Annotated in this window: 23 protein-coding genes; 7 read left to right on the top strand and 16 right to left on the bottom strand. The window is 58.0% G+C overall.

Features of this window, described 5'->3' with window-relative positions; genetic code table 11:
- Positions 1-203 precede the first annotated feature (203 nt).
- Positions 204-398: a DUF2964 domain-containing protein gene (locus WS68_RS22150; protein WP_059572784.1), complete on the bottom strand. Its 195-nt coding sequence runs from the start codon at positions 396-398 to the stop codon at positions 204-206.
- 319 nt (positions 399-717) lie between these two features.
- On the opposite strand from WS68_RS22150, the gene WS68_RS22145 reads away from it, so the two are divergent.
- Both WS68_RS22145 and WS68_RS22140 read left to right on the top strand, forming a co-directional pair.
- Positions 718-2628: a sigma-54-dependent Fis family transcriptional regulator gene (locus WS68_RS22145; protein ID WP_059572783.1), complete on the top strand. Its 1911-nt coding sequence runs from the start codon at positions 718-720 to the stop codon at positions 2626-2628.
- Positions 2629-2733: 105 nt separating this feature from the next.
- Positions 2734-3036, top strand: a complete 303-nt coding sequence (locus tag WS68_RS22140) for a 2Fe-2S iron-sulfur cluster-binding protein (protein WP_059572782.1) — start codon at positions 2734-2736, stop codon at positions 3034-3036.
- 139 nt (positions 3037-3175) lie between these two features.
- Here the strand turns inward: WS68_RS22140 and WS68_RS22135 are convergent, their stop codons facing one another.
- The 5 genes from WS68_RS22135 to WS68_RS22115 form a co-directional block, all read right to left on the bottom strand.
- Positions 3176-3877 carry an ABC transporter ATP-binding protein gene (locus WS68_RS22135; RefSeq protein WP_059572781.1) on the bottom strand — a complete coding sequence of 234 codons (702 nt, stop codon included), beginning with the start codon at positions 3875-3877 and terminating at the stop codon, positions 3176-3178.
- On the bottom strand, positions 3877-4650 hold the full coding sequence (livG, locus tag WS68_RS22130; protein WP_059572780.1) for a high-affinity branched-chain amino acid ABC transporter ATP-binding protein LivG: 774 nt from the start codon (positions 4648-4650) through the stop codon (positions 3877-3879). The genes WS68_RS22135 and livG overlap by 1 nt, the downstream gene beginning before the upstream one ends.
- Entirely contained in the window at positions 4647-5915 is a 1269-nt protein-coding gene (locus tag WS68_RS22125; RefSeq protein ID WP_059572779.1) for a high-affinity branched-chain amino acid ABC transporter permease LivM, read from the bottom strand. The genes livG and WS68_RS22125 overlap by 4 nt, the downstream gene beginning before the upstream one ends.
- 8 nt (positions 5916-5923) lie before the next feature.
- Positions 5924-6850, bottom strand: coding sequence for a high-affinity branched-chain amino acid ABC transporter permease LivH (livH, locus tag WS68_RS22120; RefSeq protein ID WP_059514802.1), 927 nt, complete (start codon positions 6848-6850; stop codon positions 5924-5926).
- 207 nt (positions 6851-7057) lie between these two features.
- Complete coding sequence (locus tag WS68_RS22115; RefSeq protein ID WP_059572778.1) at positions 7058-8173, bottom strand: branched-chain amino acid ABC transporter substrate-binding protein; 1116 nt, start codon at positions 8171-8173, stop codon at positions 7058-7060.
- Positions 8174-8707: 534 nt separating this feature from the next.
- On the opposite strand from WS68_RS22115, the gene WS68_RS22110 reads away from it, so the two are divergent.
- The 3 genes from WS68_RS22110 (at position 8708) to WS68_RS26700 (ending at position 10681) form a co-directional block, all read left to right on the top strand.
- A complete protein-coding gene (locus WS68_RS22110) occupies positions 8708-8998 on the top strand; it encodes a DUF3331 domain-containing protein (protein ID WP_059572777.1) in 291 nt (96 codons plus the stop codon).
- Positions 8999-9202: 204 nt separating this feature from the next.
- Positions 9203-10189 (top strand): oxidoreductase, encoded by a 987-nt coding sequence (locus WS68_RS22105; protein WP_059572776.1) that lies wholly within the window; start codon positions 9203-9205, stop codon positions 10187-10189.
- 189 nt (positions 10190-10378) lie between these two features.
- Positions 10379-10681: a DUF4148 domain-containing protein gene (locus WS68_RS26700; RefSeq protein WP_082710215.1), complete on the top strand. Its 303-nt coding sequence runs from the start codon at positions 10379-10381 to the stop codon at positions 10679-10681.
- A gap of 364 nt (positions 10682-11045) precedes the next feature.
- Here WS68_RS26700 and WS68_RS22100 read toward each other — a convergent pair whose 3' ends face one another.
- From WS68_RS22100 to WS68_RS22070, 9 genes are all read right to left on the bottom strand, one after another.
- The gene (locus WS68_RS22100) at positions 11046-11594 is read right to left on the bottom strand and encodes a chorismate--pyruvate lyase family protein (RefSeq protein WP_059572775.1); all 549 of its coding nucleotides are present in this window, start codon (positions 11592-11594) and stop codon (positions 11046-11048) included.
- A gap of 63 nt (positions 11595-11657) precedes the next feature.
- The gene (locus WS68_RS26695) at positions 11658-12008 is read right to left on the bottom strand and encodes an ArsR/SmtB family transcription factor (protein ID WP_082710213.1); all 351 of its coding nucleotides are present in this window, start codon (positions 12006-12008) and stop codon (positions 11658-11660) included.
- 178 nt (positions 12009-12186) lie between these two features.
- Complete coding sequence (locus WS68_RS22095; RefSeq protein ID WP_059572774.1) at positions 12187-13614, bottom strand: efflux transporter outer membrane subunit; 1428 nt, start codon at positions 13612-13614, stop codon at positions 12187-12189.
- Positions 13615-13631: 17 nt separating this feature from the next.
- Entirely contained in the window at positions 13632-16700 is a 3069-nt protein-coding gene (locus tag WS68_RS22090) for a MexW/MexI family multidrug efflux RND transporter permease subunit (protein WP_059572773.1), read from the bottom strand.
- Entirely contained in the window at positions 16697-17806 is a 1110-nt protein-coding gene (locus tag WS68_RS22085) for an efflux RND transporter periplasmic adaptor subunit (protein ID WP_082710212.1), read from the bottom strand. The genes WS68_RS22090 and WS68_RS22085 overlap by 4 nt, the downstream gene beginning before the upstream one ends.
- Positions 17807-17865: 59 nt before the next feature.
- Positions 17866-19005, bottom strand: a complete 1140-nt coding sequence (locus WS68_RS22080) for an acyl-CoA dehydrogenase family protein (protein WP_059572771.1) — start codon at positions 19003-19005, stop codon at positions 17866-17868.
- A gap of 515 nt (positions 19006-19520) precedes the next feature.
- Positions 19521-19817 (bottom strand): helix-turn-helix domain-containing protein, encoded by a 297-nt coding sequence (locus tag WS68_RS26690; protein WP_082710211.1) that lies wholly within the window; start codon positions 19815-19817, stop codon positions 19521-19523.
- A 535-nt stretch (positions 19818-20352) separates the two neighbouring features.
- Positions 20353-20805: a hypothetical protein gene (locus WS68_RS22075; RefSeq protein WP_059572770.1), complete on the bottom strand. Its 453-nt coding sequence runs from the start codon at positions 20803-20805 to the stop codon at positions 20353-20355.
- 37 nt (positions 20806-20842) lie between these two features.
- Entirely contained in the window at positions 20843-21718 is an 876-nt protein-coding gene (locus WS68_RS22070) for an NAD(P)-dependent oxidoreductase (protein ID WP_059572769.1), read from the bottom strand.
- Between the two features lie 248 nt (positions 21719-21966).
- Between WS68_RS22070 and WS68_RS22065 the strand changes: the two genes are divergently transcribed.
- Together WS68_RS22065 and WS68_RS22060 are read left to right on the top strand one after the other, a co-directional pair.
- On the top strand, positions 21967-23073 hold the full coding sequence (locus WS68_RS22065) for a CE1758 family FMN-dependent luciferase-like monooxygenase (RefSeq protein ID WP_059572768.1): 1107 nt from the start codon (positions 21967-21969) through the stop codon (positions 23071-23073).
- Positions 23074-23131: 58 nt separating this feature from the next.
- Positions 23132-23692: a CE1759 family FMN reductase gene (locus WS68_RS22060; protein WP_082710210.1), complete on the top strand. Its 561-nt coding sequence runs from the start codon at positions 23132-23134 to the stop codon at positions 23690-23692.
- A gap of 315 nt (positions 23693-24007) precedes the next feature.
- Here WS68_RS22060 and rfbA read toward each other — a convergent pair whose 3' ends face one another.
- The gene (gene rfbA, locus WS68_RS22055) at positions 24008-24883 is read right to left on the bottom strand and encodes a glucose-1-phosphate thymidylyltransferase RfbA (RefSeq protein WP_442857182.1); all 876 of its coding nucleotides are present in this window, start codon (positions 24881-24883) and stop codon (positions 24008-24010) included.
- Positions 24884-24914: the final 31 nt, after the last annotated feature.

The following is a 24914-nucleotide window of genomic DNA, read 5'->3' as shown; positions in this document are numbered from 1 at the left end:
CACCAAGCGGCTTCGGTTGAATCCACTTTAGACGCTTTCCGGCGCGACACAAAATTTCGTCAAAAAAACCCTGCGCCCCCGCAAACGACGGCTCATTCGTCGGCGGATTGAACGGCTGGTGGCTTGACTTGAAACCGAACCCGCGTGCGGCCGCACCGCCTGGCGGCCGAAACGCTTCGTCATGCGAATCAGGCATCGCCCCCCTATTGCTTTTCGTCCTTCGGCCACACGTTCAGCACGACCGCGCACGCGGTTACCCCGAGCGCGATCGCCGCCGCACCGTAGTGCAATGCGGAGTCCTGATTGAACAACATTCCGTGGATCGCCACGGCGATGCCGGCCAACGCGACGAACGTCGCGATTGCCGCCAGCACCACTCTGAGTTCCGTCCGAACCATGTTGCCTCCCCGAACGGATGCATGTCGCGGCACATGCGGGATGGCGGGATCGGGCGCGCTCGCGGGCCTTCGGATGCCGGGCGGCAGGCCGATCCGGGCAGGGCGCGACGCGTGCGTGCCCTGCTTTCATCATTGCAGGCCAGTAGGCAAAAGCAAGAAATATCCGCTTGATTGCGCCCCGCGCCGCAGCAAACGGTCAAATGGTCGCGTATCGCGCGCCACGCTTGTATGATGACGCGTGCCCGTACCGCACCGCTCACCGCAGCAGCAGCCGAGCGGGGAAAACCAACCCCGTCCGCGGGCTTCATGGAGACAAGCCATGCGTCAATCTTCCGTGCTGCCCACCGTGGCAAGCCGCGTCGATCTCCTCGCGCAAGCGCACGCGCGCTCGATGTCGACCGGCCTGCGCGCGTCCGATCTGCCGGATTTTTCGCCGTTGTCTCGCGTCGCGCTACGTGGGCGGATCGACGCCAGTCAGTCGCTATACGCGCATGCGCGCCCTGCGATGGATGCGCTGCATACGCAGATCGCCGATACGCAAAGCCTTGTGCTCCTGACCGATTGCGACGGCGTGATCCTTCACAGCGTCGGCGACGCCGATTTCGTCGCGAAGGCCAAGCGCGTGGCGTTGTGCCCCGGCGTTTCATGGGCCGAAGGCGAGCGGGGCACCAACGCGATCGGCACCGCGCTTGCCGCAGGGCAGGCGCTCGCCGTCCACGGCAACGAGCATTTTCTGCAAGCCAATCACGTGCTCACCTGCTCGTGTGCGCCGATCGTCGATCCGTTCGGCCACATTCTCGGCGCGCTCGACGTCAGCGGCGATCCCCGCGGCTTCAGTCCGCATACGCTCGCGCTCGTGAAGATGTCCGCGCAGTTGATCGAAAATCAGTTGTTCGCGAACCAATGCGCCGATGTGTTGCGCGTGCGTTTTCATGCGCACGGCGAATTTGTCGATTCGTTGTTCACGGGCCTCGTCGCGATCGATCCTAGCGGTGCGCTGATCGCGGCAAACCGCAGTGCGCAATTCCAGCTTGGCGCGAGCCTTCCCGCACTGCAGCAACGCAATTGCGAAGCGTTGTTCGGTGCGGCGTTCGCGACGCTCGTGCAGCACGCGCACGAGCCGCTCACATGCGTCACGCTGACGCTCGCAAGCGGCGTGCGCGTGCATGCGCGCTGCGAGTTTGCGCAAGCGCGGCGCACGGCCGTGACCGTGCCGCCCCCTGCCGCGCTGCCAGCTGGCGCCGCCGATGCCGATTCCGACGCGATCACGCTGGCAACGCTCGACACCGGCGACCCGCAAGTGGCCGCCGTGCTGCAGCGCATCAGCAAGGTGCGCGGCCGCGACCTGCCGGTACTCGTGCTCGGCGAGACAGGCACCGGCAAGGAATGGCTCGCGCGTGCGCTGCACCATGCGTCGCCGCGCAGTGACGGGCCGTTCGTCGCCGTCAACTGCGCGGCGCTGCCCGACACGCTGATCGAGGCGGAGCTGTTCGGTTACGAGGACGGCGCGTTCACCGGCGCACGCAAGCGCGGCAGCACCGGCAAGATCGCGCAAGCCGACGGCGGCACGCTGTTTCTCGACGAGATCGGCGACATGCCGCTCGCGCAGCAGGTGCGGCTCGTGCGCGTGCTGCAGGAGCGCGCGGTGGTGCCGCTGGGCGGCACGCGGGCGCTGCCGGTCGATTTGCGCATCGTTTGCGCGACACACCGTGATCTGCGTGCGATGGTCGCGGAAGGCACGTTCCGCGAGGATCTGTTCTACCGGATCAACGGGCTTGCGGTGACGCTGCCGCCGTTGGCCGCGCGCACCGACCTGGAAACGCTCGTGGCACGCGTGCTGGCCCGGCTGGCTCGCCGCGAACCGATGCCCACGCGCATCTCGCCCGCGGCGCTCGCCGCGCTCGCGCGCTGCCGCTGGCCCGGCAATCTGCGCCAGTTGACGAACGTGCTGCGCACCGCCGGCATGTTCGCCGACGAAGCCGCGCAAATCGACGTCGAACACCTGCCCGACGATTTCTGGCTCGATTGCTCCTCGCCCATGCCACGGCAAACAACAGCACGACATCCAGACGAATCCGCCGCCACGCTGACGCTGCAAGATCATCAAGCGGCGTTGATCGATGGCGCGCTCGCGCGGCATCGCGGCAACGTTTCGGCGGCCGCGCGCGAGCTTGGGCTGGCACGCAATACGGTTTACCGGCATCTACGCAGACAGCGGCCAGGCAGTTGAGCGTTGGGTCCGCGAGGCAGGCGTGCCGCCCCACCCATGCGCGGCGGCATCGGTTATCCTTGCGGCTTGTCCGCCCACCGAGCGCGCCACGCGCGCCCCACTGGCATGAGCGCATTGGAAGAACGCCGGCACCGGGTGCGCGTCGAGCCGCTCGGCGCCGATTTCGAAGCGCCCGAATCGCTGTCGCTGCTGGAAGCCGCCGGTTTTGCCGGCATATCGTTGCCACGCTCATGCCGCAACGGCACGTGCCGCACCTGCTTGTGCAGGCTGCGCGACGGAGCGATCAGCTATCGGATCGAATGGCCCGGCGTTAGCGCCGATGAAAAAGCGCAAGGATTGATCCTGCCCTGTGTGGCGATCGCCCGCTCCGATCTCGTCATCGAAGTGCCGGAAGCCGAGTGGCGATGAGCGGCGGCGCCTTGCCGGTCGGAAGCTTCGCCATTGCCGGCGCGCTGTCGGCACCGCAACGCCGCGCCAGCCGCTGCACGGGCACCGCCGTCAGACGCCGCAGCGAACCCCGGTCTGCAAGGCCCGCCCGGCGCCGCGCTCACCCGCCGAGATACGCGCGCCTGATCTGATCGTTCGCGAGCAGATTCGCGCCGGTGTCCGCAAGCACCACCCGCCCCGTCTCCAGCACATAACCGCGATCGGCCACCTGCAGCGCCTTGTTCGCATTCTGCTCGACGAGAAACACCGTCACGCCCTCGTCGCGGATCGTGCGGATGATGTCGAAGATCTGCGCGATCACGAGCGGCGCGAGGCCGAGCGTCGGCTCGTCGAGCAACAGCAGACGCGGCCGGCTCATCAGCGCGCGGCCGATCGCGAGCATCTGCTGCTCGCCGCCCGACATCGTGCCCGCCCGTTGCCCCGAACGCTCCTTCAGCCGCGGAAACAGCCGGTAGACGTGCTCGATGCCCGTCTCGATCTCATCCCGGCTTGCAAAAAAACCGCCCATCTTCAGATTTTCGAGCACCGTAAGGCTCGGAAACACGCGCCGGCCCTCCGGCGAGATCGCGAGCCCCAGCCGCATGATTTCGTGCGTAGGCCGCCCGGTAATCTCCTCGCCTTCGAACAGCACACGCCCGCTCGACGCGCGCGGCGTGCCGCACACCGTCATCATCAGCGTCGTCTTGCCCGCGCCATTGCTGCCGATCAGCGTCACGATCTCGCCCTTGTTCACTTCGATCGACACGCCCGACAGCGCCTCGACCGCGCCGTAATGCGTGTGGACCTGCTCCAGCTTCAGCATCACTCCTCTCCCAGATAGGCCTTGATCACGCGCGGATCGTTGCGCACTTCATCGGGCTTGCCGATCATGATCGGCCGGCCGTGCTCCATCACCAGAATGCGATCGGAGACGCCCATCACGAGGCTCATGTCATGCTCGATCAACAACACCGCGACGCCGAACTCGCGACGCAGCCGGTCGATCAATTGCTGAAGCTCGACCTTCTCCTGCGGATTCAACCCGGCGGCCGGCTCGTCGAGCATCAGCAGGCGTGGGTTCGTGATCATGCAGCGCGCGATTTCCAGGCGGCGCTGATGGCCATACGACAACGTGCCCGCGGGCCGGTTCGCGACCGCCGTCAATTGCATCCGCTCGAGCCACGTCGCCGCCTGCGCCAACGCGTCGCGCTCCGCGCGCCGGTAGGCCGGCGTCGCGAACAATCCATGCAACAGCCCCGACTTCACTTGCCGATGCTGCGCGACGAGCAGGTTCTCGACGACCGTCAGCGACTTGAACAGACGAATGTTCTGGAACGTCCGTACAAGCCCCTTGCGCGCGACCTGATGGCTCGGCAAGCCGCCGATCGCCTGGCCGTCGAGCACCACGCTGCCGCCCGTCGGCCGATAAAACCCGCCGATGCAATTGAACACCGTCGTCTTGCCCGCGCCGTTCGGTCCGATGATTGCAAACACCTCGTCGCGGAACACGTCGAAACCGACGCCGTCCACCGCGAGCAGGCCGCCGAAACGCATCTGCAGCCCGGATACCTTCAACATCTCGGTCGTCACGTTCATTGCGGCAACTCCACATGCGGACGGCTCGCCGGCAACAAACCTTGAGGACGCCACATCATCATCAACACCATCACGAGGCCGAACATCAGCATCCGGTATTCGGCGAACCCGCGCGCGGCCTCCGGCAGCACGGTCAACAGGATTGCGGCCAGGATCACGCCGAGTTGCGAGCCCATCCCGCCCAGCACGACGATCGCGAGAATCAGTGCGGATTCGATGAACGTGAACGACTCGGGGTTCACAAGCCCCTGACGCGCCGCGAAGAATGCGCCGCCGATGCCCGCGAACGACGCGCCGAGCGTGAACGCCGACAGCTTGATACGCGTGGGGTTGAGTCCAAGCGAGCGGCATGCGATCTCGTCGTCGCGCAACGCTTCCCACGCACGGCCCATCGGCATGCGGATCAGCCGGCTCGTCACGAACAGCGTGAAGCAGACGAGCACGAGCGCAAGCAGATACATGAAGATCACGACGTGCTCGCTGCTGTATTCGAGCCCAAGCAGCTCATGGAACGTTCTCGCGCCATCGACGCTCGCGGTGCGCGCCATCTCGAAGCCGAACACCGTCGGCTTTGGGATATCGGAGATACCGTCCGGGCCGCCCGTGATGCTCGTCAGATTGTTCGCGAGCAACCGGATGATCTCGCCGAAGCCGAGCGTGACGATCGCCAGGTAGTCGCCGCGCAGCCGCAGCACCGGGAAGCCCAGCAGAAAACCGAACGTTGCCGACGCGAGCGCCGCGAGCGGCAGGCATTGCCAGAACGTAAAGCCGAAGTAATGGTTGAGGAGCGCATACGTATAGCCGCCGACCGCATAGAAGCCGACGTAGCCGAGATCGAGCAGCCCCGCGAAGCCGACGACGATGTTCAGCCCGAGACCGAGAATCACGTAGATGAGCGCGAGCGTCGCGACATCGATCGCGCCGCGCGAGCCAAAAAACGGCCACACGAAACCGAGCGCGATGAGTGCCCAGATGACGAAGCGCTGCTGCTGCGCGCCCAGCGGCGGCAGCGCGGGCACGCGCACCGCGGCCTTCGCGCGCGCGAAGGCCGGCTGGAACAACTGGAACAGGAACACGGCGCCGACCGCGATCCAGACCGGCCGCCAGTGCGCATTGAGCACAACCTGATAGCCGTCGAGCTTCAATTGCAGGCCGAGGATCGGCACCGTGAGGATCGCCGTCAGCACGGCGGCGAACACAGCATGCTTGAGCGTCTGGCCCGGCGCGCCGGCGCCCGGGCGGCGAAGAGTAGTCGCTTGATTCATGGACAATCTCAAACCTTTTCGATGTCCGACTTGCCGAGCAGGCCAGTCGGGCGGAACAGCAGGATCAGCACGAGGAGGCCGAAGGCGACCACGTCCTTATACTCGGCGGGCATGTAGCCCGACGCGAAAGTCTCTGCAAGGCCGAGCAGCACGCCGCCCAGCATCGCGCCGGGAATACTGCCGATGCCGCCCAGCACGGCCGCCGTAAATGCCTTGATCCCCGCGACGAAGCCGATATAAGGATTGAGCTTGCCGATCGTCAGCCCGATCAGCACGCCGCCGACCGCGGCGAGCATCGCGCCGAGCACGAACGTAAACGAGATCACGCGGTTCGTGTCGATGCCGAGCAGGTTCGCCATTCGCATATCCTCGGCGCATGCGCGGCACGCGCGCCCCATGCGCGAATGCGCGATGAACAGCGTGAGCGCGATCATCAGCACGACCGTCACGCAGACGATCAGCAAACGCGCGTATGGCACCGTGACGTCGAAATTGCCGCCCAGATGGATATCGAACGCGCCGGAGATCAGCACCGGCACCGAAACGTCGCGCGCGCCCTGGCCGATCTGGATATAGTTCTGAAGAAAGATCGACATGCCGATCGCCGAGATCAGCGGAACGAGGCGCGGGCCGCCGCGCAACGGCCGATAGGCGACGCGCTCGACCGCGAATCCGTAAGCGCCCGTCACGATGACCGATACGACGAGCGCCGCGCCAAGCACGAGCGGCAGCGGGTAACCGGCGGACGTGCCGATCGCCGTGAGCGTCACGAGGCCCACGTATGCGCCGATCATATAGATCTCGCCGTGCGCGAAATTGATCATGCCGATGATCCCGTAGACCATCGAGTAGCCGATCGCGATCAATGCATAGATCGCGCCCAGCGTCAGGCCGTTGACGAGCTGCTGGGCAAACTGCGGAAAGAATTCATTCATGCGGGAAGTCCCGGTTCGCGCCGGCGCGCCGCTGCGTCGCCGCTCATGAAGCGACGCCGCCCGCGGCGCACGAACGCCCGATCTCGACACACCCGCCGCGGCGGCCGCCGCTCACGCGATGGCGCCGTCGGGCCACGGCCAATGCGCATCGCCCCGCGCGAACTTCCGGCGGGGCGGACCTAGGCCCGGGCGGGCAGATACTTCGTTTTAATTGACGGCCGTCTTGGTCGCGTCTTTATGCCATTTGTAGACCACGAACTTGAACGCTTTCAGGTCGCCCTGCGCGTCGTACGACACCTTGCCGATCGGCGTGTCGAAGTTGTGCTGGTGGATATATGCGGCGACCTTCGTCGGGTCCGTCGATTTGGCGCCGATGATCGCATCGGCAATGATCTTGACTCCCGAGTACGCCGGCATCTGGAACGGGCCGTTCGGATCGCGCTTCTTGTCGGCGAACGCCTTCACGATCGCCGCGTTGGCCGGATCGGCGGAGAAATCAGCCGGCAGCGTGACGAGCATCCCTTCAGACGCCGGCCCGGCGATCGCGGTCACGTCCTTGTTGCCGACGCCCTCCGGCCCCATGAACTGCGCGTTCACGCCCTGCTCGCGCGCCTGGCGCATCAACAGGCCCATCTCCGGGTGATAGCCGCCGAAGTATACGAAATCAACGCCCTGCGATTTCAGTTTCGTGACGATCGCCGAGTAGTCCGAATCACCCGCGTTGATCCCCTCGAAGAGCACGACCGGAATCTTCGCGGCTTCGAGGTCACGCTTCACCGACGTCGCGATGCCCTGACCATACGATTGCTTGTCGTGCAGCACCGCCACCTTCTTCGGCTTGGTCTTGGCGATGATGTACTGCGCGGCGGCCGGCCCCTGCTGATCGTCACGGCCGATCGTGCGGAAGATGAACTTGCGCTTCTTGCCTTCGGTGAGCTGCGGCGCGGTTGCCGACGGCGTGATCATCACGATCCCTTCGTTCTCGTAGATATCGGACGCGGGAATCGTCGAACCCGAGCACACGTGGCCAATCACATACTTGATCTTCTGGCTGACGATCTTGTTCGCCACTGCCACCGCCTGCTTCGGCTCGCACGCGTCGTCGATCAGCACGGCCTCGAACTTATTGCCGCCCGCGCCGCCCGCCGCGTTGATTTGCTCGATCGCCGTGAGCGCGCCGGCCTTGACCATGTCGCCGTACTGCGCGACCGAGCCGCTGAGCGGACCGGCGATGGCGATTTTCACGGTTTCCGCATGAGCGGCCGCGCCGGCGGCAACGAGCATCGCGGCGACGGAAAGGGTCGAAAGACGGAACAAAGTCATCAGGAGCTCCTCGATTGGTTTAGTCATACGGGCAAGGCAGCATGACTTGCGCAATCGAACAACACCCGTGGACGAGACGGCTGAAACGTCCAAGCGGAAAGACGGACCTGCAGAAGGAAAGTGCTCGCGGGGCCCGGCTGTGTCGATCTTCCGCAATGGAAGACCTTGGTTCGGAAAGACAACGTGATGCGTCTTGTATTGCGCAAGCGTTTCGCCTGCCCCGCTTACCAGGCCGCACGCCGGACGGATACGCCGGCGGCCGCAGGTAAGGCAGGCGAGATTATAGGATCGTTTCTGCCCCGTCAGATCAGATTCGCCGGCGAATCAGGGAAAATACGCAGCCACCCGGCACCCGCAATCACAGCCGATTGTTTCCGAATCGACAAAAAGTAATTTGACCTAAGCAGGATGTTTTTTCCCGGCGAGCCCGCTTACATTTACCGCAATCACTCATGGAAATCGCTACGGAATCGACGCAACGCGGTTGCAATGACTGCCTAGGCCGATACCGCACGAGCTTTAGGAAACGGCAATATGAAGCCCTCCCACTCCCTGCCTGTGCTCGATCCCGTCGACGTTCACGTCGAAATTCTCGAACGTTCTGAAACGTTGCTCGTCGTCCGCTGGGTCGAGCCCGGCCGCTGTCACTATGGCGAGCAGCGCTGGCGCCGCCGCTTCGCGCAACGCACCGGCACCTGTGCGCTGTCGCGCCAAGTCATCCATCGCGGCGACGAGGTGTTTCGTCCCGCCGAGCGCCCGGCCCCAACCAATGCGGGCGCGATGATCTCCGCCGCCGAAGTGCTCGGCCATTCGGGCAACAAGTAACAAGTCATTCGGCCGGTTCGCCCGTGTATGCCGCGGCGCTTGTAGAACTGCGTCTCTAGCCCGTCCCTTGTTTTCTTTGATAGCCGACACTACTGTAACATTTATCAATGTAACGGTTGGTGTGCGCAGGCCGCCGGAAATGCCGGGGCATCAATATGCCGAATCCGACGCGCTGCAGTCCAGCACTCATCGACGGAGACCAAGGTGCATCAATGGAGCGAACAGCATGTGCCGCCCCAACGCGGCAAAGTCGCCGTCGTGACGGGAGCTAACAGCGGCCTCGGCTGGCAAATCGCGGAAACGCTCGCTGCCAAAGGTGCCCAAATCGTGATGGGATGCCGGGATAGCGGAAAGGGCGAACACGCCGCGCATGCAATCCGTCATAAACATGCCCGCGCGCTCGTCGAGGTCATGCCGCTCGACCTCGCGGATCTCTCGTCGGTCCGCCGCTTTGCCGATACCGTCATCGATAGCCACGGCCGCGTCGACATTCTCTGCAACAACGCAGGCGTAATGTTCCTGCCCCTGCGCCATACACACGACGGCTTCGAAATGCAGATGGGAACCAACCATCTCGGCCATTTCGCACTGACGGGCCTGTTGCTGCCCGCGCTGCGCAAGTCAGCCCGCGCGCGCATCGTGACGATGTCAAGTGGCTTCAGCCGGTTCGGCAAGATTCGTCTGGACAACATGCTTGCCGAGCAAGGCTACAATAAGTACCGCGCCTACTGCGATAGCAAGCTCGCCAACTTGATGTTTTCGCTCGAACTGCAGCGCCGCCTCGAACTGGCGGGGCTGCCGATACTGAGTGCCGCAGCGCATCCGGGTTATGCCGCGACCAATCTGCAATTCGCAGGACCGGCAATGGAAAACTCCCCGCTCGGCACACTCGCGATGCGCGTATCAAACCGGTTCGCCGCCCAGCCCGCCGACGTGGGCGCACTGCCCGCGATCCACGCGGCAACCTCGCCGCATCTCGGTGCAGGCGCATACGTCGGTCCCGCGCGTATGTGCGAAACACGCGGCTACCCGGCTGCCGCGCGCATTCCCCATCAAGCACGCGACACGGCGATAAGTGCGCGCCTCTGGGAAAAATCGGAGCAATTGACCGGCGTGCAGTATTTGGATGCGCCTGAGTCGGACCTGCACGGCAGCGCATCGAGCGGAGAATCGGCAGCTTACGTCCGTTGAAAGCGCAACTACGCAACACAATTCCCTGCGCTTTGCACATCACCTCCGCCCGCTCCATTTTTTCCGTTCCCGCAAAGATCTTTCGCGCAACCGAGCGTTTACCCGTAGGACCCCGATGACTACGATGTAACCAATCGCTTAAGCGAACCCGCCGAAAGCGAAGTGAAGACAAAATATTCGGAGGTTTTTATGAAAACGCTTATTTACGCTATTACTGCCGCTTGCGCCGTTGGCGCTTCGTTCAGTGCAATTGCGCAATCCAACGAGCCCGTGACCCGCGCCCAGGTCCGCGCGGAGTTGGTTCAGCTCGAGAAAGCTGGTTACCATCCGGGTGTATCGAGCCCGTACTATCCGGCCGACATCCAGGCTGCACAAGCACGCGTACAAGGTTCTGCCGATACGAGCGGCTACGGCGCACAAGCCGCCCCTGTCGCACATGCCGGCGCGCCGGTCGGCAGTTCGCCACGTCAATCGATCTATTTTGGACAGTAAGCAAGAATCACGCGGCTACGCAGTTCAGTAGCCGCGCATGATGATTTGTGCGGCAAGCAAGTTATTCGGCTCGCTGCCTTTGTTATCGACATCGGGCCCCTAACCTCCGCCGCTCCGTTTGGAGTGGCTTAGCCTGGGCGCCTGGCGCCCAGGCGCTTTTTCCGCCGAGGCGCACTCCGTAAGCAATGCGAACCGAGGAACGAAAGAAGGGTGGATCCGCGTCATGCCCTTTGCAAGGTTCACCCTTTCCCAAATTCCCTTTGTCTCGTTGCTTCCGATTGACGCCCGCCCCGCTCGATGCCGCCTCAATTCCGAATTCCCGATCGGCAAGCAATCTCCCGGCGATGCCTCGATCGATGACGGGTCAGCCCGCACATTCCGCCTCCAGTACCTGAGGCGCCGCGAACGACCAGAAATCCGGCAAAAAGCACTCCGAAACCTGGATAGGAATCTCTGACTTAAAAAAGCGGGAACGCCGCGCCAAGCGACGGCCGGAAATACGTCCGAATCGCAATGAAAGATCCGCCAAAGGCGAACGGCCTTCGACTACCGAGTATTCGAAACAGGTTCGAGTGATGGACGGGTGATAAAGAAGATGACCCAACGGGACGTTGCCCAATTTACGAACGTCCTGCCAATCGCTATCGATTCCGCTGGTGGGAACCAAGGTCCGGGCACACACGCAAGGCACCCCGTCCAGTGACATGACAACCTCGCGAATCCAGCAATCCTGCGCGCCGAAGCCCTCAAGCCCCGCCATTTCATCGGCATGAGGAAATGCGCGGTGCTCGGAGACGACGGACAGCGAGTATTCTCCCAACGCCTGCAGCCTACGCGTCAACGAGCCGCCGGCTTGCAGCCAGCAAGCTTCGACAGGCAATACATCAATGTCGATCGAATCTACCCAATGCATTTGAGGCCCCATTTACATGCATTCAATAAGTTGGGAGGCCATAAACGCCGTAACGGGTTTCGATCAAACAGTTACCTCGTTCATGGCCACCATCTCACGCGTCAATGGATCATGACGCACCGCGGACAGCAGACTGTCGATCAATCCAGGGAAACGATCGTCCAAATCCTCTTTCCGTAACGACAACAGATTTTCCCGGCCATACGGACGTTGCCAAATGACGCCAGCATCGCGCAAAACACGCCAATGATGGGTCATGGTAGATTTAGTCGCCCCTTTAAGAATGCTTCCACAGTTATGTTCAGCTCCATCAGCAAGAACTTTAAAAACCGTTAATCTCAAAGGGTTCCCAAGAGCAGTTAGAACATTTTCAATTCGAATCTGCTCTTTCGTTGGATGATTAGCAGTTAACATGGGCCACCAAGGTACAATTCGCAATCAATCTATTGACATTTAGCCAATACGATTGTTTTCGTACTGTACACCAAAGCACCCCGGATTGAAATCCCGACAATCCCTTAGGAGGATTGCCCCTCCCCAACCAAGGCACCCAAGCGATCTGGGTACCATAGTCTTGGGGTCGAAACACGAGTCAATGCGCGGTGCGAAATCCTCCTCCCAAGGCAACCAGCAGCGAAATTGAAGCATCGACTTGCTTACTGCGAAGCAATGCCAATTGAGTTTCATCTGAAATCAATTGTCGCTCAGCATTAAGATAATCAAGGAAACTATCTTGACCTACGTTATAACGGTCATGCGCAAGCGTAAAAGATTCAAAAGTACTGGCTCGAGCCTTTTCTTGTTCCGATACTTGGCCGGCAAGCGAGTGGATTTGCGTGGCAGAAGCACCGACATCGTGAAAAGCAGTATTCAATGTCTTATTATATTGAGCAATTGCGACATCCAAATCCGCATTGCTCGCTCTGAGAGTCGAGCGCAATCTCCCGGCATCGAATATAGGCAAAGTAACTGCCGGCGCTATCCGCCAGAATTTACTCACGCTATCAAAAAAACCATCACCGATTAACGAGTGAACGCCAACGGATGCCACCAAATTGATATTTGGATAAAAATCCGCCTTCACGGCATCGGTATTTTTCAATTCGGCCTCGACCCGCAAGCGGGCCGCGACAATGTCAGGCCGGCGCCCCAATAGCTCGGCCGGAATGTTGCTTGGCAGTCCATCGACGTACGGTTTCATCCTCTGCGGTCTTTGGATGCTGAGCGCTCTATCCAACCCCTTGCCGCTCAGGGTCGCCAACTGAAGCTTCGAAATTTCAATATCGTTTCTCCCCTCGATGGCTTGCGCACTGGCGCGATTCCTGAGTCCCTCGACAAGCTTGAGTTGAGACTGATTATCCAAGCCGAGTTTGAACCGTTGCTTGGAAAGCGTGAGCATCTTTTCCAGGCGATCCAAATCCCGCTCGGACAAATCGAGCAACTCCCACGAAAACGCGAGCTGGTTGTAGGCCTTCGCCACGCTCGCCGCCAGGTTGAGACGAGCCGACTGCACATCCACCTCAGCCGCGGTCGCGCGATTGAGCGCGGATTCCCAAGCAGCGCGCTTTCCACCCCATAGATCGAAGGTGTACCCGAATTGGACATCCAGCGATCTGAGCGTGATATACCGATTGCCCAATCCTGCATAGTCGTCGCTTCGGGCTAGCCGGCTCCTGGAAATCCCGGCCCCTGCATCGACGCTCGGATACCGATCGGCATTCGCATAATCCATGAAGGCCGTCGCACGATCCATACGGGCCTGAACTTCCGCGATATCGGGATTACTTGCCAGCGCATCCTGGATCAACCGATTGAGTTGCGGATCCTCGAATTTTTCCCACCACTTGTCTTGCGGCCAATTCACCGCCGCGGGAGCATGCACGTCCAATACCGTTTCGGATGGAATGTCCTGCGGTGTATTCAGCTTTCCCTTCGCATGAATGCCGGCATAGTTGACACAACCGGCCAGAACCGCAACGGAAATCGCAGACAATGCGAGCTTAAACTGCGTCGACAACATAGCAATAGTTCCCGGTGTTATGACGCTTCCGCCGCGGTCTCCAGCGGAGCCACGTGCGACACGTGTTTCTTCGAACCCAATACCGTATAGAACGTCGGCAAAATGAACAGCGTAAAAGTCGTTCCGATCAGCATGCCGACTACGATCACGAGTCCGAGCCCAAATCGGCTGTTCGCTCCCGCGCCGCTGGCGAAAATAAGCGGTGCAAGGCCGACGACCATGGCCGCCGTGGTCATCAAGATCGGGCGCAAACGCACCTGAGCGGCCTTGTGAATGGCCTCCAGTCTTCCGATATTTTCCGAAGCCTGAAGCTCGTTCGCGAATGCGACCATCAGGATCCCGTGCTTGCTGATCAGCCCAATTAGCGTAATCAAGCCGATCTGCGTATAGATATTCAACGACGTGTATCCCAATGCCAAAGGCAGCAACGCACCGCAAATGGACAACGGAACGCTGATCAGGATAATGAGCGGGTCGCGGAAGCTTTCGTACTGGACGGACAAAACCAGGTAAATGACGATCATCGCGAAGACAAAGGTCAACACCAGCTTGCTCCCCTCCTGAATATACTGGCGTGCGTCGGATTGCCAGTCATAAGAAAAGCCGACTGGCAAATTGGCCGCTTCGCGTTCAAGAAAGGCAACGGCATCGCCCAATGCCACTCCCGGTGCGGGAACAGCCTGGAACGTAGCCGAATTGAGCTGATTGAACTGCGTCAAAGCATTCGGCTCCACTTTCATGCGGATGCGCGCAACCTCGGATAACGGAATCTGACGGCCGTTCCGATCCAGGACATAGTAATTCTTGAGCCCATCAGGAGTAAGACGCTGCGACGCAACCGACATCGGAATAACGTCATACGCCCGTCCGTAGTACGAGAATCGGTTAACGTAATTCTCGCCAATCAAGCCGTTCAAAGCTTGCCCGATGTCGCTCATGCGAATACCGAGAGAACCCGCCTTCTCCCGATCCACTTCGACTTGGGTAACGGGATTGTTGTAGTCGAGATCGCTGTCGACGACCGCAAACAAACCGCTATCGCGCGCCTTCTTCTTCAGGTTGTTCATCGCGTCATAGATCGCGGAGTACCCCTGATCACTTCTGATGACCATCTGCACCGGAAGGCCTCCGGTCGATCCCGGCAAAGGCGGCATCTGGAAAACGAAGAGATTGGTGCCCTCGATCTGGCCAACTCGATTCTGCAGATCGGCCTGGATCGCATTGGCGTCCCTCTTCCGATCCTGCCATTTCACGAGATTGAGACCGCCCACGCTGTTGGCAAAACCGTCCGTACCGTTGGCGATCCAGGTCGAATAACTCTCGGGAATTCCTTTACCTACCTCATGGAACTTGCGCGCGAATGCCTCCAGGTAATGCAGGTTTGCGTGCTGCGGCGCTTTGATCGCTGTCAGAAGAATGTTCTGATCTTCGATCGGAGCCAATTCTGATTGGGCCGATTTATATAGAATTGGCAAACTAACGAATATCACGACCGCGACGGTCAACGTGATCCACCGATGATGCAGCGATTTGCCGAGCAGCTTTCCATAGCGCACGGCCAAATATTCGAAAAACTTCTCGGCCTTGACCGCCATGTAGCCTTCGCTCGTCTTTTCGCTCAGCAGTTTAGTGCTCATGATCGGCGAAAGCGTGAGCGCAACGACACCGGAAATCACGACCGATCCGGCAAGAGACAGGGCAAATTCCTTGAACAGCGTGCCGGTCAGTCCGCCCATAAAGCCGATCGGCGCATATACCGCAGCAAGCGTCAGCGTCATCGCGATAACCGGGCCTGCAACTTCTCGTGCGCCGATCAATGCCGCATCAAACGGCGTGCGCCCTTCCTCGATATGCCGGTGGACGTTTTCCACCACGACAATCGCATCGTCGACCACTAGCCCAATTGCCAATACCATCGCCAGCAAAGTCAGCAAATTCAGGCTGAACCCAAAAACGTGCATGAGCATCGCTGCGCCGAACATCGACAACGGAATCGTGACAAGCGGAATCAGCACCGTCCTGAAGGTTCCCAGGCACAGATAGATCACCAAAATAACGATCGCCAACGCCTCGAGCAACGTATGCGCAACCTCGTCGATCGAAGCCTGGATGAAGGTGGCGACTTCGAACGGAATTTGAACCGTCACGCCTGGGGGAAGCGTCTTTTCGATTTCGGGAATCAACTCGCGAACACGTTTTACGATGACGAGCGGATTGCCAGTAGGGGCGGCGTCCAATCCCAGGAACATCGCAGGAACATCGCTCATGCTGCCGCTGGTATTCGTGGACGATGCGCTCAATTCCACGGTGCCGACATCCCGGACTCGAATGATCGCGCCGTTGACATTCTTGAGCACCAGATTCTTGAATCCTTCGATATTCTTGAGGTCGGTATTGACTCGCAAATCGCTCACGACATACAGCCCCTTCACCTGCCCTGGGGCAGCCTGGAAGTTGTTGTCGCGAATGGCCGCGGCGACATCCTCGCCGGTAATGCCATAAGCAGCAAGGCGTTGAGGATCGAGCCATAGCCGCATAGCGAGACTCTGCCCACCGAGCACCTGAATTTTGGCAACGCCTTCGATACCGGCAAACATCGGTTCGACCACACGGGAGATGTAGTCCGCGACTTGCGGGATCGGAAGCTGTTTGCTCGAGAACGCGACGTACACCACGCTCGTAAAGCCGCCCGACGTCCGCTCGATAACCGGATCATAGGCCCCTTCCGGCAGCCGGTATTTGACCTGATTCACCTTGGCCATCACCTCCGTCAATGCAGCGATCGAATTGCTATTCAATTGCATGCGGACCGTGACGACACTGCGCCCCTGCGTGGACGTCGACGACAGGTAATCGATCCCTTCGACGGACGCGACGGCCTGGCTGATCGGCTGGGTCACGAAACCCTGCATTAGATCCGACGACGCGCCAGGATATTGAGTCGTAATCGTAATCGTGGAGGTTTCCAGCATCGGATATTGCCGTATCGGCAAATTCAATACCGAAATCACACCTGCCATGAGTATCAGCGTGCTCACCACCAACGCAAGCACCGGCCTGCGCAGAAAAATATCGGTAAATTTCATTTCACTGTACCGCCCGACTTGTTCAGAGCGAGCGAATCGTCGCCTCGTTGCACCAATACTCCATCGGTCAGCTTCACCTGCCCCGACGTCACAACTTCATCGCCGTCCTTCAAACCGGCTGCGACAACCACGTAACCATCCCTACGCTCACCGACCTTTACATTCACCCGGCGCACACGGCTGCGCTTGTGATCGTCCTTATAAACCTGAAATACGGTTTCCCCATAGGCGTTGTAGGTAATCGCCGATTCAGGTATGACCAGTTCGTTACGCTGCTCAGCCGCCACCCGGACTCGCGCATACATACCGGGCCTCAACAGCTTTTCCTTGTCGACGAGATCGGCTTGAACGCTGACGATATGCGAATCGTTCAACTGAGGATCGATCGCATTGATCTTCCCCTCGAAAACTTTGTCAGGATAACTATCTGTTACGATCGTCACTGATTGACCAGGCCGGAGCTTCGAGTTATCGCTTTCCGACACATTGAAATCCACTCTGATGCCATTCGGATTCGTCAAAGTCGTAATTGGATTACCGGCCTGCAGATACTGTCCGAGATGGACCTGCCGTATTCCCAGCATTCCGTCAAAGGGAGCCCGAATCGTTTTCTGGTTGATGTTGGCCAGAATTTTTTCGAGCCCCCCTCGCGCGGCGTCGTATTGCGCTTTTGCATCATCGTATGCCCGACGGCTCTCCGCACCGGTCTTCTGCAGCTCCTGCACCCGATCCAATTGAGCCTTGGCCGTCGCCAATTCGCCCCTCAAACGAATCAACTCGGCTTGTTCCGGTTCGTCATTGATGCGGACCAATACGTCGCCGACCTTCACCACCTTTCCGGAATCGAAATTGATGGATGCGACCCGGCCGCCCACCTCCGCCGATAGCAAAGTCTGCTGTCTTGCTTCGAGCTTTCCTATGTTTTCCACATAGTAGACATACGGCGCAGACGCCACTTTTGCCATTGCAACCAGGGTGGCGGGCCCGCCGTTTTGACTGCCCTCCTGCGCTTGGGCGGCTGAGTGCTGAAGCGTCATGTACATACCGCCGGCAGCAATGGCAGATATGAGCACAAAACCAAAAATATAACTTCCTCGCTTCTTCATTTTCCGACCTCGAAGATTTTTATATATCGCGCATCAAGGGCACGCATCCACATTCCGACTTACTGCCTTTCAAGAAAAGCGTTTCCGATGCTGTAGAAATTCAACGGCGAAAGGGTAAAGTGCTTGGAGCCGGTATGAATGTCCCGGAAGCAATGCTCAAGGTAGTTCCGTTTATAGACCGCACCGGCACCAGCCAGGGTATATATTTGGTTGAGCGCAGCAACCGAATTCTCGGTCATCGTCGCAGCCGCCACCGCTACTCGCGGATGTGTGCCGACCACGCTCCCGTCATTGGGAACCGCCGCTTGCTCGACAGCGTCGTCCAAAAGCAATCTTGCGGAATAAAGCAGCGACAACGAACGCCCGACTTTCTCGTCGATCACTGGACCGACATTCGGATCAAGCGGTTTCTTTCGGTTGTCACGGAAGAATTCGAGCGCCGATTTGGCAATCCCATAAACGGTTGCCATTGCGGCGATAGTGCCGAAATCGTAGTAACCCGTGAAATAGGCTAGCGTTGAACGCTCCTTCGGACGATATTTCAGAAGACCCGCGTCAACGCTCAGTTTTTTGTCGACCCACACGTCTTTGCACGTGAAATCATTGCTGCCCGTGCCTCGCATACCCAGCGTATCCCAGGTATCCAATATCTGGCATTTGCTCGCCGGAACGAAGAACATCCGTGTTTCAGGCGTGGCGGTTGCATCGTCATTCTGGACGACCGCGGTACATACCAACCAATCCGCATGCGGAGAGCCGCTCGCAAATGTCCATTGACCGCTCAATCGGTAGCCATCTTTTTCAGGAACCGCTGTGCCGCCCGAGTGAATGGCGCCGATGACAAACCGGCGGGTATCGCTATAAATCTCGTGTGCGGCCTCTTCAGGCAAGTAGTCAGCCAAGCGCCCCATCGCAACCTGAACCGCGACCTGCCATGAAACCGAGGCGTCGTATTTGGACAAGGTTTGCAGAATTTCCGCGATCGTCGCCAAAGGAACCTGGCGCCCGCCAAAAGCCCTTGGAATCGACAATTTTCCCAAGCCGGCCTTAAAAAGTTCATCCATCACCTCTGGATGAGTTGCCTTTTTTTTCTCGGAATACTCTCGATGTCCGGCGAGCATCTCCCCCAGTGCATCTATTTTGTTGATCCAGCTACCGGCATCTTCGGAAAGGTTCTTCCGCAGCATCAGCGTGTTCATTACCAGCTCCTTATAGCTAACGAAAAACGGGTTCTTGCGAGAAGCAGTGACCTCGCCCTCTGACGCAAGTCTGGCCAGAGGCCGGAGCGTGGTAGCAGCGGGTCGTTGTCATTCAATTGTACGAAAACAATAGTACAGTCGCAAGCAACTATTGCACTGTGCGACAGTCAAGCAGACATCCTCTCTATCGCCGTACCAAACAAGCGGAAAGGAGACCGCGCATGATCATTCGGTTGGTTTATGAAATTTATTTTTTAATTAGATATTTTTTTGATGCAAAAAAACTATGAAAAATCCAAAGCATTGGAACCCAGTCCCATCTGAGTTATTTGCGGCGAAATAAGCAGATATCGTCATTCGTTGCTTCGTCCATTGCACATCACGAAGAAACCCATGTCGATTCGCTGGAACAAGCCATTTTTACCGAAAGCGAACCCATCCGGCATCTAAGGACGGAGTGTGCAATAACCAGCCTCTGCACATCCGGCACGCGAAAAACGATATGACAAGCAGATCTAAGACGTTGCCCGATTGTTCTTTAGCACAGACGCCAATTCGCACTGAACTTGCAACAACAATTGATCTGTCTGGTTAATGCTGCCATCCGCATAAGCCAGTATCAACAGAGTCAGTGGATGAATGTCCAGAACTTCGCAGAGTTCCGCCAACTTATTTAGAGTTGGGCACTTGAGATCTCGCTCTAACGAGCTCAGATACGTACGACTGGACACATTTGAAAATGCCTCCTGGCTCAGCCCCCTGGCCTTCCGGAATATTCTCAACGATGCTGCCAGTGAATGTTTTGCCACCATTCAAAGGATCCCCGAAATTCAAAATTACAACTGATTGCGACACGCATGGCCGCAACTCACCGCACGTCCCCCTCCTGCCTTGTCTCCGCCATTTGACATATGGCCACTGAAAAAAAAGCTTTTCAGATCGAGCTGGCATTTACCGCATGCGTTGCCGGATCACGTCAGCAGGCCAAACGCACGCCATCAAAGCGCCCTCAGTGGATACCAGAGTGCGTGGACGTGTTGACTTAGACTGGCCGAGAACCCGATAGTCATCGCGGTGCCGGGCACACGACACCCACGCCATTCGAATATCTCAGACGAAATACGGCCGCCACCGATATCGCACAATGATCGAAAAATGTGCGCATCGCAGCTAAACAAACTGCAAAAACAAGAAACAGGCATGGCGACGTTACAAACGCCACTGCCAATCAATTGACTAGCAAAAAGCCGACCTCAAACCTGGGCAGTAAGTGCAATCGCTACCGGGGGCACTACCGGCATGACGCATCATATGCCTATATCGGCACCATCACATCAAAACTGCAAATTACTTAGAAAATGCACCAGCGTGCAGACGCTTTCCGAGGTCCATGTAATCGTACGTTGCATACACCTCGGTCCTAAACCCTCCCCAAGCCGACTCTTCCAATACCCTATTGACTTCCCGTAATTTCCCCACCGGTACCTTTAGAGTAATCACTTGGCCGACCCCCATCCATACGTACCAAGATACCACTTCGACACCTTTAGGGGGAAAATTATCGTAGAACCCTTGTTTTTTGACTTGATTAATAATATCCGGTAAAGGCTTGCTCTGGTCATGCTTGAGAACGACGGTCAACAATATCGGCTGACTCGCACGCCCGGCATCTTCACTTTTATTCAAGCTGGATTGGCCTGTCGAATCGATTCCGGCAGCCATCGTTTGAGCGCCACAGGAATACGAAAGCGCCAATAAAATCAGCAACACCCCTTTACGGAAAATCGGAAAAATATCCATGCTTCCTCCAATGAATTCAATCTCGAAAGGCGCCGCATCAATCCAGCGCCGCCCGCCGTCTTGCCACCTCAAACAGGGAAGCCCAATCGTGTTCGCCTTGCTCATGGGCCAGGCCATCGAGCAAGTTTTCTCTTAAAACGCCCGCAAAGGGCAATGGAACTCGTGCCGCTTCGCCCGCCTGCAAAGCAAGCCGGATATCTTTCAGACCCAACGCCAGCTTGAATCCAGCCGGTTGATAATTTTTTTCGGCCATCAGCCGGCCATATCCCTGATACACCGGAACGGAAAATAGTGTGGCGCCGATCAGCTCAATGAAATCCTTGGTGGGAATACCATGACTTTCGGCCAGAGCAGCACCTTCGGCCATCGATTCGATAGCGGACGCGATCATGAGATTGACCGACAATTTGACGGCATTGGCCTGAGCCGGATTCTCCCCGAACTGCCAGATTTTTTGCCCTAAAGGCGCTAATAGCGGCCGAATCTTATCGATCAAATCGAATCGCCCGGCGGCGAGAATATTCAGCTTTCCCGATGCGGCGACGTCGGGCCGCCCCAATACCGGCGCTGCGATATACCCGATTCCTCTTTGTTGATGCAATGACGCCTGTTCTGCGGCCAGCGCCACCGAGACCGTAGCCATATTGACGTGAATCGCCCCGCTCTGCATTTCATCGATGACACGGCCGCGTACCAATATCGCCCGAACCGCATCATCGTCGGACAACATCGAAAACAACACGTCAACCTTGGCTGCGTCGGCAGGCGTGCCGGCGACTTCCGCCCCGAGCCTATTCAGCTCCTCGACAGCCGATGATGAGCGATTCCAAACCCGGACATCGTACCCGGCCTTGATGAGATTGGCAGCCATCGGCTTGCCCATGGTACCCAACCCGATAAACCCGAGTTTCATTCACATCTCCCGAAAATCGATCATTCGAAGCTTCGCGCCGCCGGCAAACGGCTGGTGGACATGCCATCGAGGCAATATTTCGTGCCGCTCGTTGTTATTGTACACGTATCAACGTACTATCGAACAATAGATCTGATGTTCTGCACTTGGCCGTGCACCGAACAATTCGGGCGTCGGCGCGAATGGTGAAGGTGAGCCGTTCGAATGTTGGCTGCAGTGCCGTCAGGCTGTCATTTAACGGAGGCTACATGCAGTTCGGAATTTACAGCGTTGGCGATGTCACGCGCGACCCGACGAACAATACCGTTCCCACCGAAGCAGAGCGCATACAGGCCATGATCCAAATCGCGAAAAAGGCTGAAGAAATCGGCCTGGATGTATTCGCGAGCGGCGAGCATCACAACCCACCTTTTGTTACGCCCGCTCCGCCGGTCACGCTGGCCTATATCGCTGCGGTAACCAAAAAAATCATTCTGTCGACATCGACGACTCTGATTACGACCAACGACCCCGTCCGCCTCGCCGAAGAATATGCGCTGCTGCAGCATCTAGCCGGCGGCCGGGTCGACCTCATGCTTGGAAGGGGCAACACGGCACCGGTCTATCCGTGGTTCGGCAAGAATATTCTGGATGCGGTGCCGCTTGCATTGGAAAACTACGACCTGCTGTATCGCCTATGGCGCGAAGAGTCCATTAATTGGCGCGGAAAATTCCGGACGCCGCTACAGAATTTCACGTCCATACCCCGGCCGCTGGACAATGTGCCGCCGTTCGTCTGGCATGGTTCCATTCGCACGCCGCAATTCGCCGAACAGGCCGCATATTATGGAGACGGATTTTTCGCGAGCCATATCCTCTGGCCACGCGAACACTTCATGCAACTCGTCAATTTTTATCGGGAACGCTACGCACATTATGGCCACGGTAAGCCTGAGCAGGCCATCGTCGGACTCGGTGGGCACATTTACATCAGGCCCAATTCGCAAGACGCAAAGAGAGAGTTTCGCCCTTATTTCGACCATGCGCCGGTTTACGGCTACGGGCCTTCTCTCGAAGAATTCATGGAGGCCACCCCGCTGTCGGTCGGCAGTCCGCAGGAAATCATCGACAAAACGCTGACCTTCAGGGAGCACTTCGGCGACTATCAGCGCCAGCTTTTTCTTTTCGACCATGCGGGGATACCGCTGAAAACCGTGCTTGAAATGCTGGATCTGTTCGGGAGTCAGGTGCTTCCCGTGCTGAGAAAAGAAACCCAGAAGAATCGAAACGCTTTGGCTGTCGATCCGCCGACTCATGAAAACAGGAAAGCGGTGCATAAAAACAACGAAATCCTTAAAAGCTACGCAAGCTCTTAAAATTCATTGATACGAAAACTCGATTTCCGATTCCATCAACGAGCATGAGGTGACCCAAATGAAAAAAATCGCCATCATCACTGCCGGTGTGAGCTTTCCATCATCCACCGATTTTTTGGCATCCAGAATCATGGATACCGTCAAGGAAGTATCCGGAGAAGACGATGAACTGGAATTTGAATGGGTGGAGTTGCGAAAGCTAGCCGCTGAAATCAGCCAAGCTATTGTGACGGGGGAAAAAGGCGCCGCGCTGCAAAACGCGATTGACTCCACCATGGATTCGGATGCCTTGATCGTGGCAACCCCCGTCTATCAAGGATCGTACAGCGGGCTTTTCAAGATGTTCATCGATCTGCTGCGCCCGGACGGGATAACCGCCAAACCGGTGTTACTGGCGGCAACGGGCGGCAGCGTCAGACATTCGCTGATGCTGGACGGTGCAATGCGAACCCTCTTCGGCTATTTGCGTGCGTGGGTGGTACCTACCGCGATATTCGCCACGTCCAAGGATTGGGCTCAAAAGGAAACCGAAGAGATCTTGAATGAAAGAATAAAATCGGCATCCAGCGAACTTTGGACCCTGACAGCCAATCAATCCCAACCAGCCTTGCTTCAATAAACAAGCCACGATCGAGGCGATTGATGATGAAAATTCAATTCAAATAAATCGCCACTCTATTTTCAAATTCATCTCATGAAAAATATTTCAGGAGCACGATATGTTCCTCCATGAAGACGGCAAATGCGCAACTTCATTCACAACATCATTCCCCGCAATACCTTTCCGCAAGCGCCCCAGCAATAACGAGCCCAGGCACGCCTAAACCTATACCTGGCCGAAGTGCCCGCTCCACCGCGCCTTCGAACTTGCCAATCCCAAAAAACCCAGGCAAGCTGCAATGCTTACCTGAGTCGCAACCTGCTCAATGCTCCGTTATGCCAACAGCGTGGAAAGATATCGTCCGTAGCTATTCTTGCTCAAAGACGATGCGCGCTCATGCAACGCTTGTTGACTGATCCAACCTTTGGAGAAAGCGATTTCCTCCAAGCAAGCGACTTTCAACCCCTGCCGCTTTTCAATCGCTTGAACGAAATTCGACGCCTCGAGCAACGAATCATGGGTACCGGTATCGAGCCACGCGAAGCCGCGCCCAAGAATATTGACGTACAAATCACCTCGCTCCAAATAGGCTCGATTGACGTCCGTTATTTCCAGCTCGCCACGCGCGGACGGCTTGATCGATGCGGCGATATCCACTACATCGTTGTCATAAAAATAAAGGCCCGTAACGGCAAAATTCGATTTCGGTTCGCGCGGCTTTTCTTCCAGGCTGATCGCCCGGCCGGACGCATCGAACTCCACCACACCAAATCGCTCCGGATCCAGCACGTGATAGCCGAAAATCGTGGCGCCGGTTTCCCTCGATGTAGCGTCGCCCAGAATCCCCGACAAACCGCTGCCATAGAAGATGTTGTCGCCGAGAATCAGGCAGACGTTGTCGTTTCCGATAAATTCTTTTCCGATCAAAAACGCCTGTGCCAAACCATCAGGGCTCGGCTGAACTGCATAGCTGAGTGAAACGCCGAACTGACTGCCGTCACCTAGCATTCGCTGAAAACTACCGATGTCGTCCGGCGTGCTGATGATCAGTATGTCCCGGATATTCGCCAAAAGAAGCACGGACAACGGATAGTAGATCATCGGCTTATCGTAAACCGGAAGCGACTGCTTCGAAACACCGAAGGTTAGCGGATGCAGCCGCGTGCCGCTGCCCCCGGCCAAAACGATTCCCTTATAAGTGGCCATCATTCAATCTCATGAAATTTTATACTTTCGACCG

The organism is Burkholderia sp. TSV86 (assembly GCF_001522865.1).
In the GTDB taxonomy this organism is placed as follows: Bacteria; Pseudomonadota; Gammaproteobacteria; order Burkholderiales; family Burkholderiaceae; genus Burkholderia.
The sequence above is the reverse complement of the archived record's forward strand: the minus strand, read 5'-3'. Positions and strand labels throughout refer to the sequence as shown.

What these genes read in the sequence shown, in the direction of transcription:
- WS68_RS22150 (WP_059572784.1), bottom strand. Translation starts at nt 398, where the DNA reads ATGGTTCGGACGGAACTCAGAGTGGTGCTGGCGGCAATCGCGACGTTC.
- WS68_RS22145 (WP_059572783.1), top strand. Translation starts at nt 718, where the DNA reads ATGCGTCAATCTTCCGTGCTGCCCACCGTGGCAAGCCGCGTCGATCTC.
- WS68_RS22140 (WP_059572782.1), top strand. Translation starts at nt 2,734, where the DNA reads ATGAGCGCATTGGAAGAACGCCGGCACCGGGTGCGCGTCGAGCCGCTC.
- WS68_RS22135 (WP_059572781.1), bottom strand. Translation starts at nt 3,877, where the DNA reads ATGCTGAAGCTGGAGCAGGTCCACACGCATTACGGCGCGGTCGAGGCG.
- livG (WP_059572780.1), bottom strand. Translation starts at nt 4,650, where the DNA reads ATGAACGTGACGACCGAGATGTTGAAGGTATCCGGGCTGCAGATGCGT.
- WS68_RS22125 (WP_059572779.1), bottom strand. Translation starts at nt 5,915, where the DNA reads ATGAATCAAGCGACTACTCTTCGCCGCCCGGGCGCCGGCGCGCCGGGC.
- livH (WP_059514802.1), bottom strand. Translation starts at nt 6,850, where the DNA reads ATGAATGAATTCTTTCCGCAGTTTGCCCAGCAGCTCGTCAACGGCCTG.
- WS68_RS22115 (WP_059572778.1), bottom strand. Translation starts at nt 8,173, where the DNA reads ATGACTTTGTTCCGTCTTTCGACCCTTTCCGTCGCCGCGATGCTCGTT.
- WS68_RS22110 (WP_059572777.1), top strand. Translation starts at nt 8,708, where the DNA reads ATGAAGCCCTCCCACTCCCTGCCTGTGCTCGATCCCGTCGACGTTCAC.
- WS68_RS26700 (WP_082710215.1), top strand. Translation starts at nt 10,379, where the DNA reads ATGAAAACGCTTATTTACGCTATTACTGCCGCTTGCGCCGTTGGCGCT.
- WS68_RS22100 (WP_059572775.1), bottom strand. Translation starts at nt 11,594, where the DNA reads ATGCATTGGGTAGATTCGATCGACATTGATGTATTGCCTGTCGAAGCT.
- WS68_RS26695 (WP_082710213.1), bottom strand. Translation starts at nt 12,008, where the DNA reads ATGTTAACTGCTAATCATCCAACGAAAGAGCAGATTCGAATTGAAAAT.
- WS68_RS22095 (WP_059572774.1), bottom strand. Translation starts at nt 13,614, where the DNA reads ATGTTGTCGACGCAGTTTAAGCTCGCATTGTCTGCGATTTCCGTTGCG.
- WS68_RS22090 (WP_059572773.1), bottom strand. Translation starts at nt 16,700, where the DNA reads ATGAAATTTACCGATATTTTTCTGCGCAGGCCGGTGCTTGCGTTGGTG.
- WS68_RS22085 (WP_082710212.1), bottom strand. Translation starts at nt 17,806, where the DNA reads ATGAAGAAGCGAGGAAGTTATATTTTTGGTTTTGTGCTCATATCTGCC.
- WS68_RS22080 (WP_059572771.1), bottom strand. Translation starts at nt 19,005, where the DNA reads ATGAACACGCTGATGCTGCGGAAGAACCTTTCCGAAGATGCCGGTAGC.
- WS68_RS26690 (WP_082710211.1), bottom strand. Translation starts at nt 19,817, where the DNA reads ATGGTGGCAAAACATTCACTGGCAGCATCGTTGAGAATATTCCGGAAG.
- WS68_RS22075 (WP_059572770.1), bottom strand. Translation starts at nt 20,805, where the DNA reads ATGGATATTTTTCCGATTTTCCGTAAAGGGGTGTTGCTGATTTTATTG.
- WS68_RS22070 (WP_059572769.1), bottom strand. Translation starts at nt 21,718, where the DNA reads ATGAAACTCGGGTTTATCGGGTTGGGTACCATGGGCAAGCCGATGGCT.
- WS68_RS22065 (WP_059572768.1), top strand. Translation starts at nt 21,967, where the DNA reads ATGCAGTTCGGAATTTACAGCGTTGGCGATGTCACGCGCGACCCGACG.
- WS68_RS22060 (WP_082710210.1), top strand. Translation starts at nt 23,132, where the DNA reads ATGAAAAAAATCGCCATCATCACTGCCGGTGTGAGCTTTCCATCATCC.
- rfbA (WP_442857182.1), bottom strand. Translation starts at nt 24,883, where the DNA reads ATGATGGCCACTTATAAGGGAATCGTTTTGGCCGGGGGCAGCGGCACG.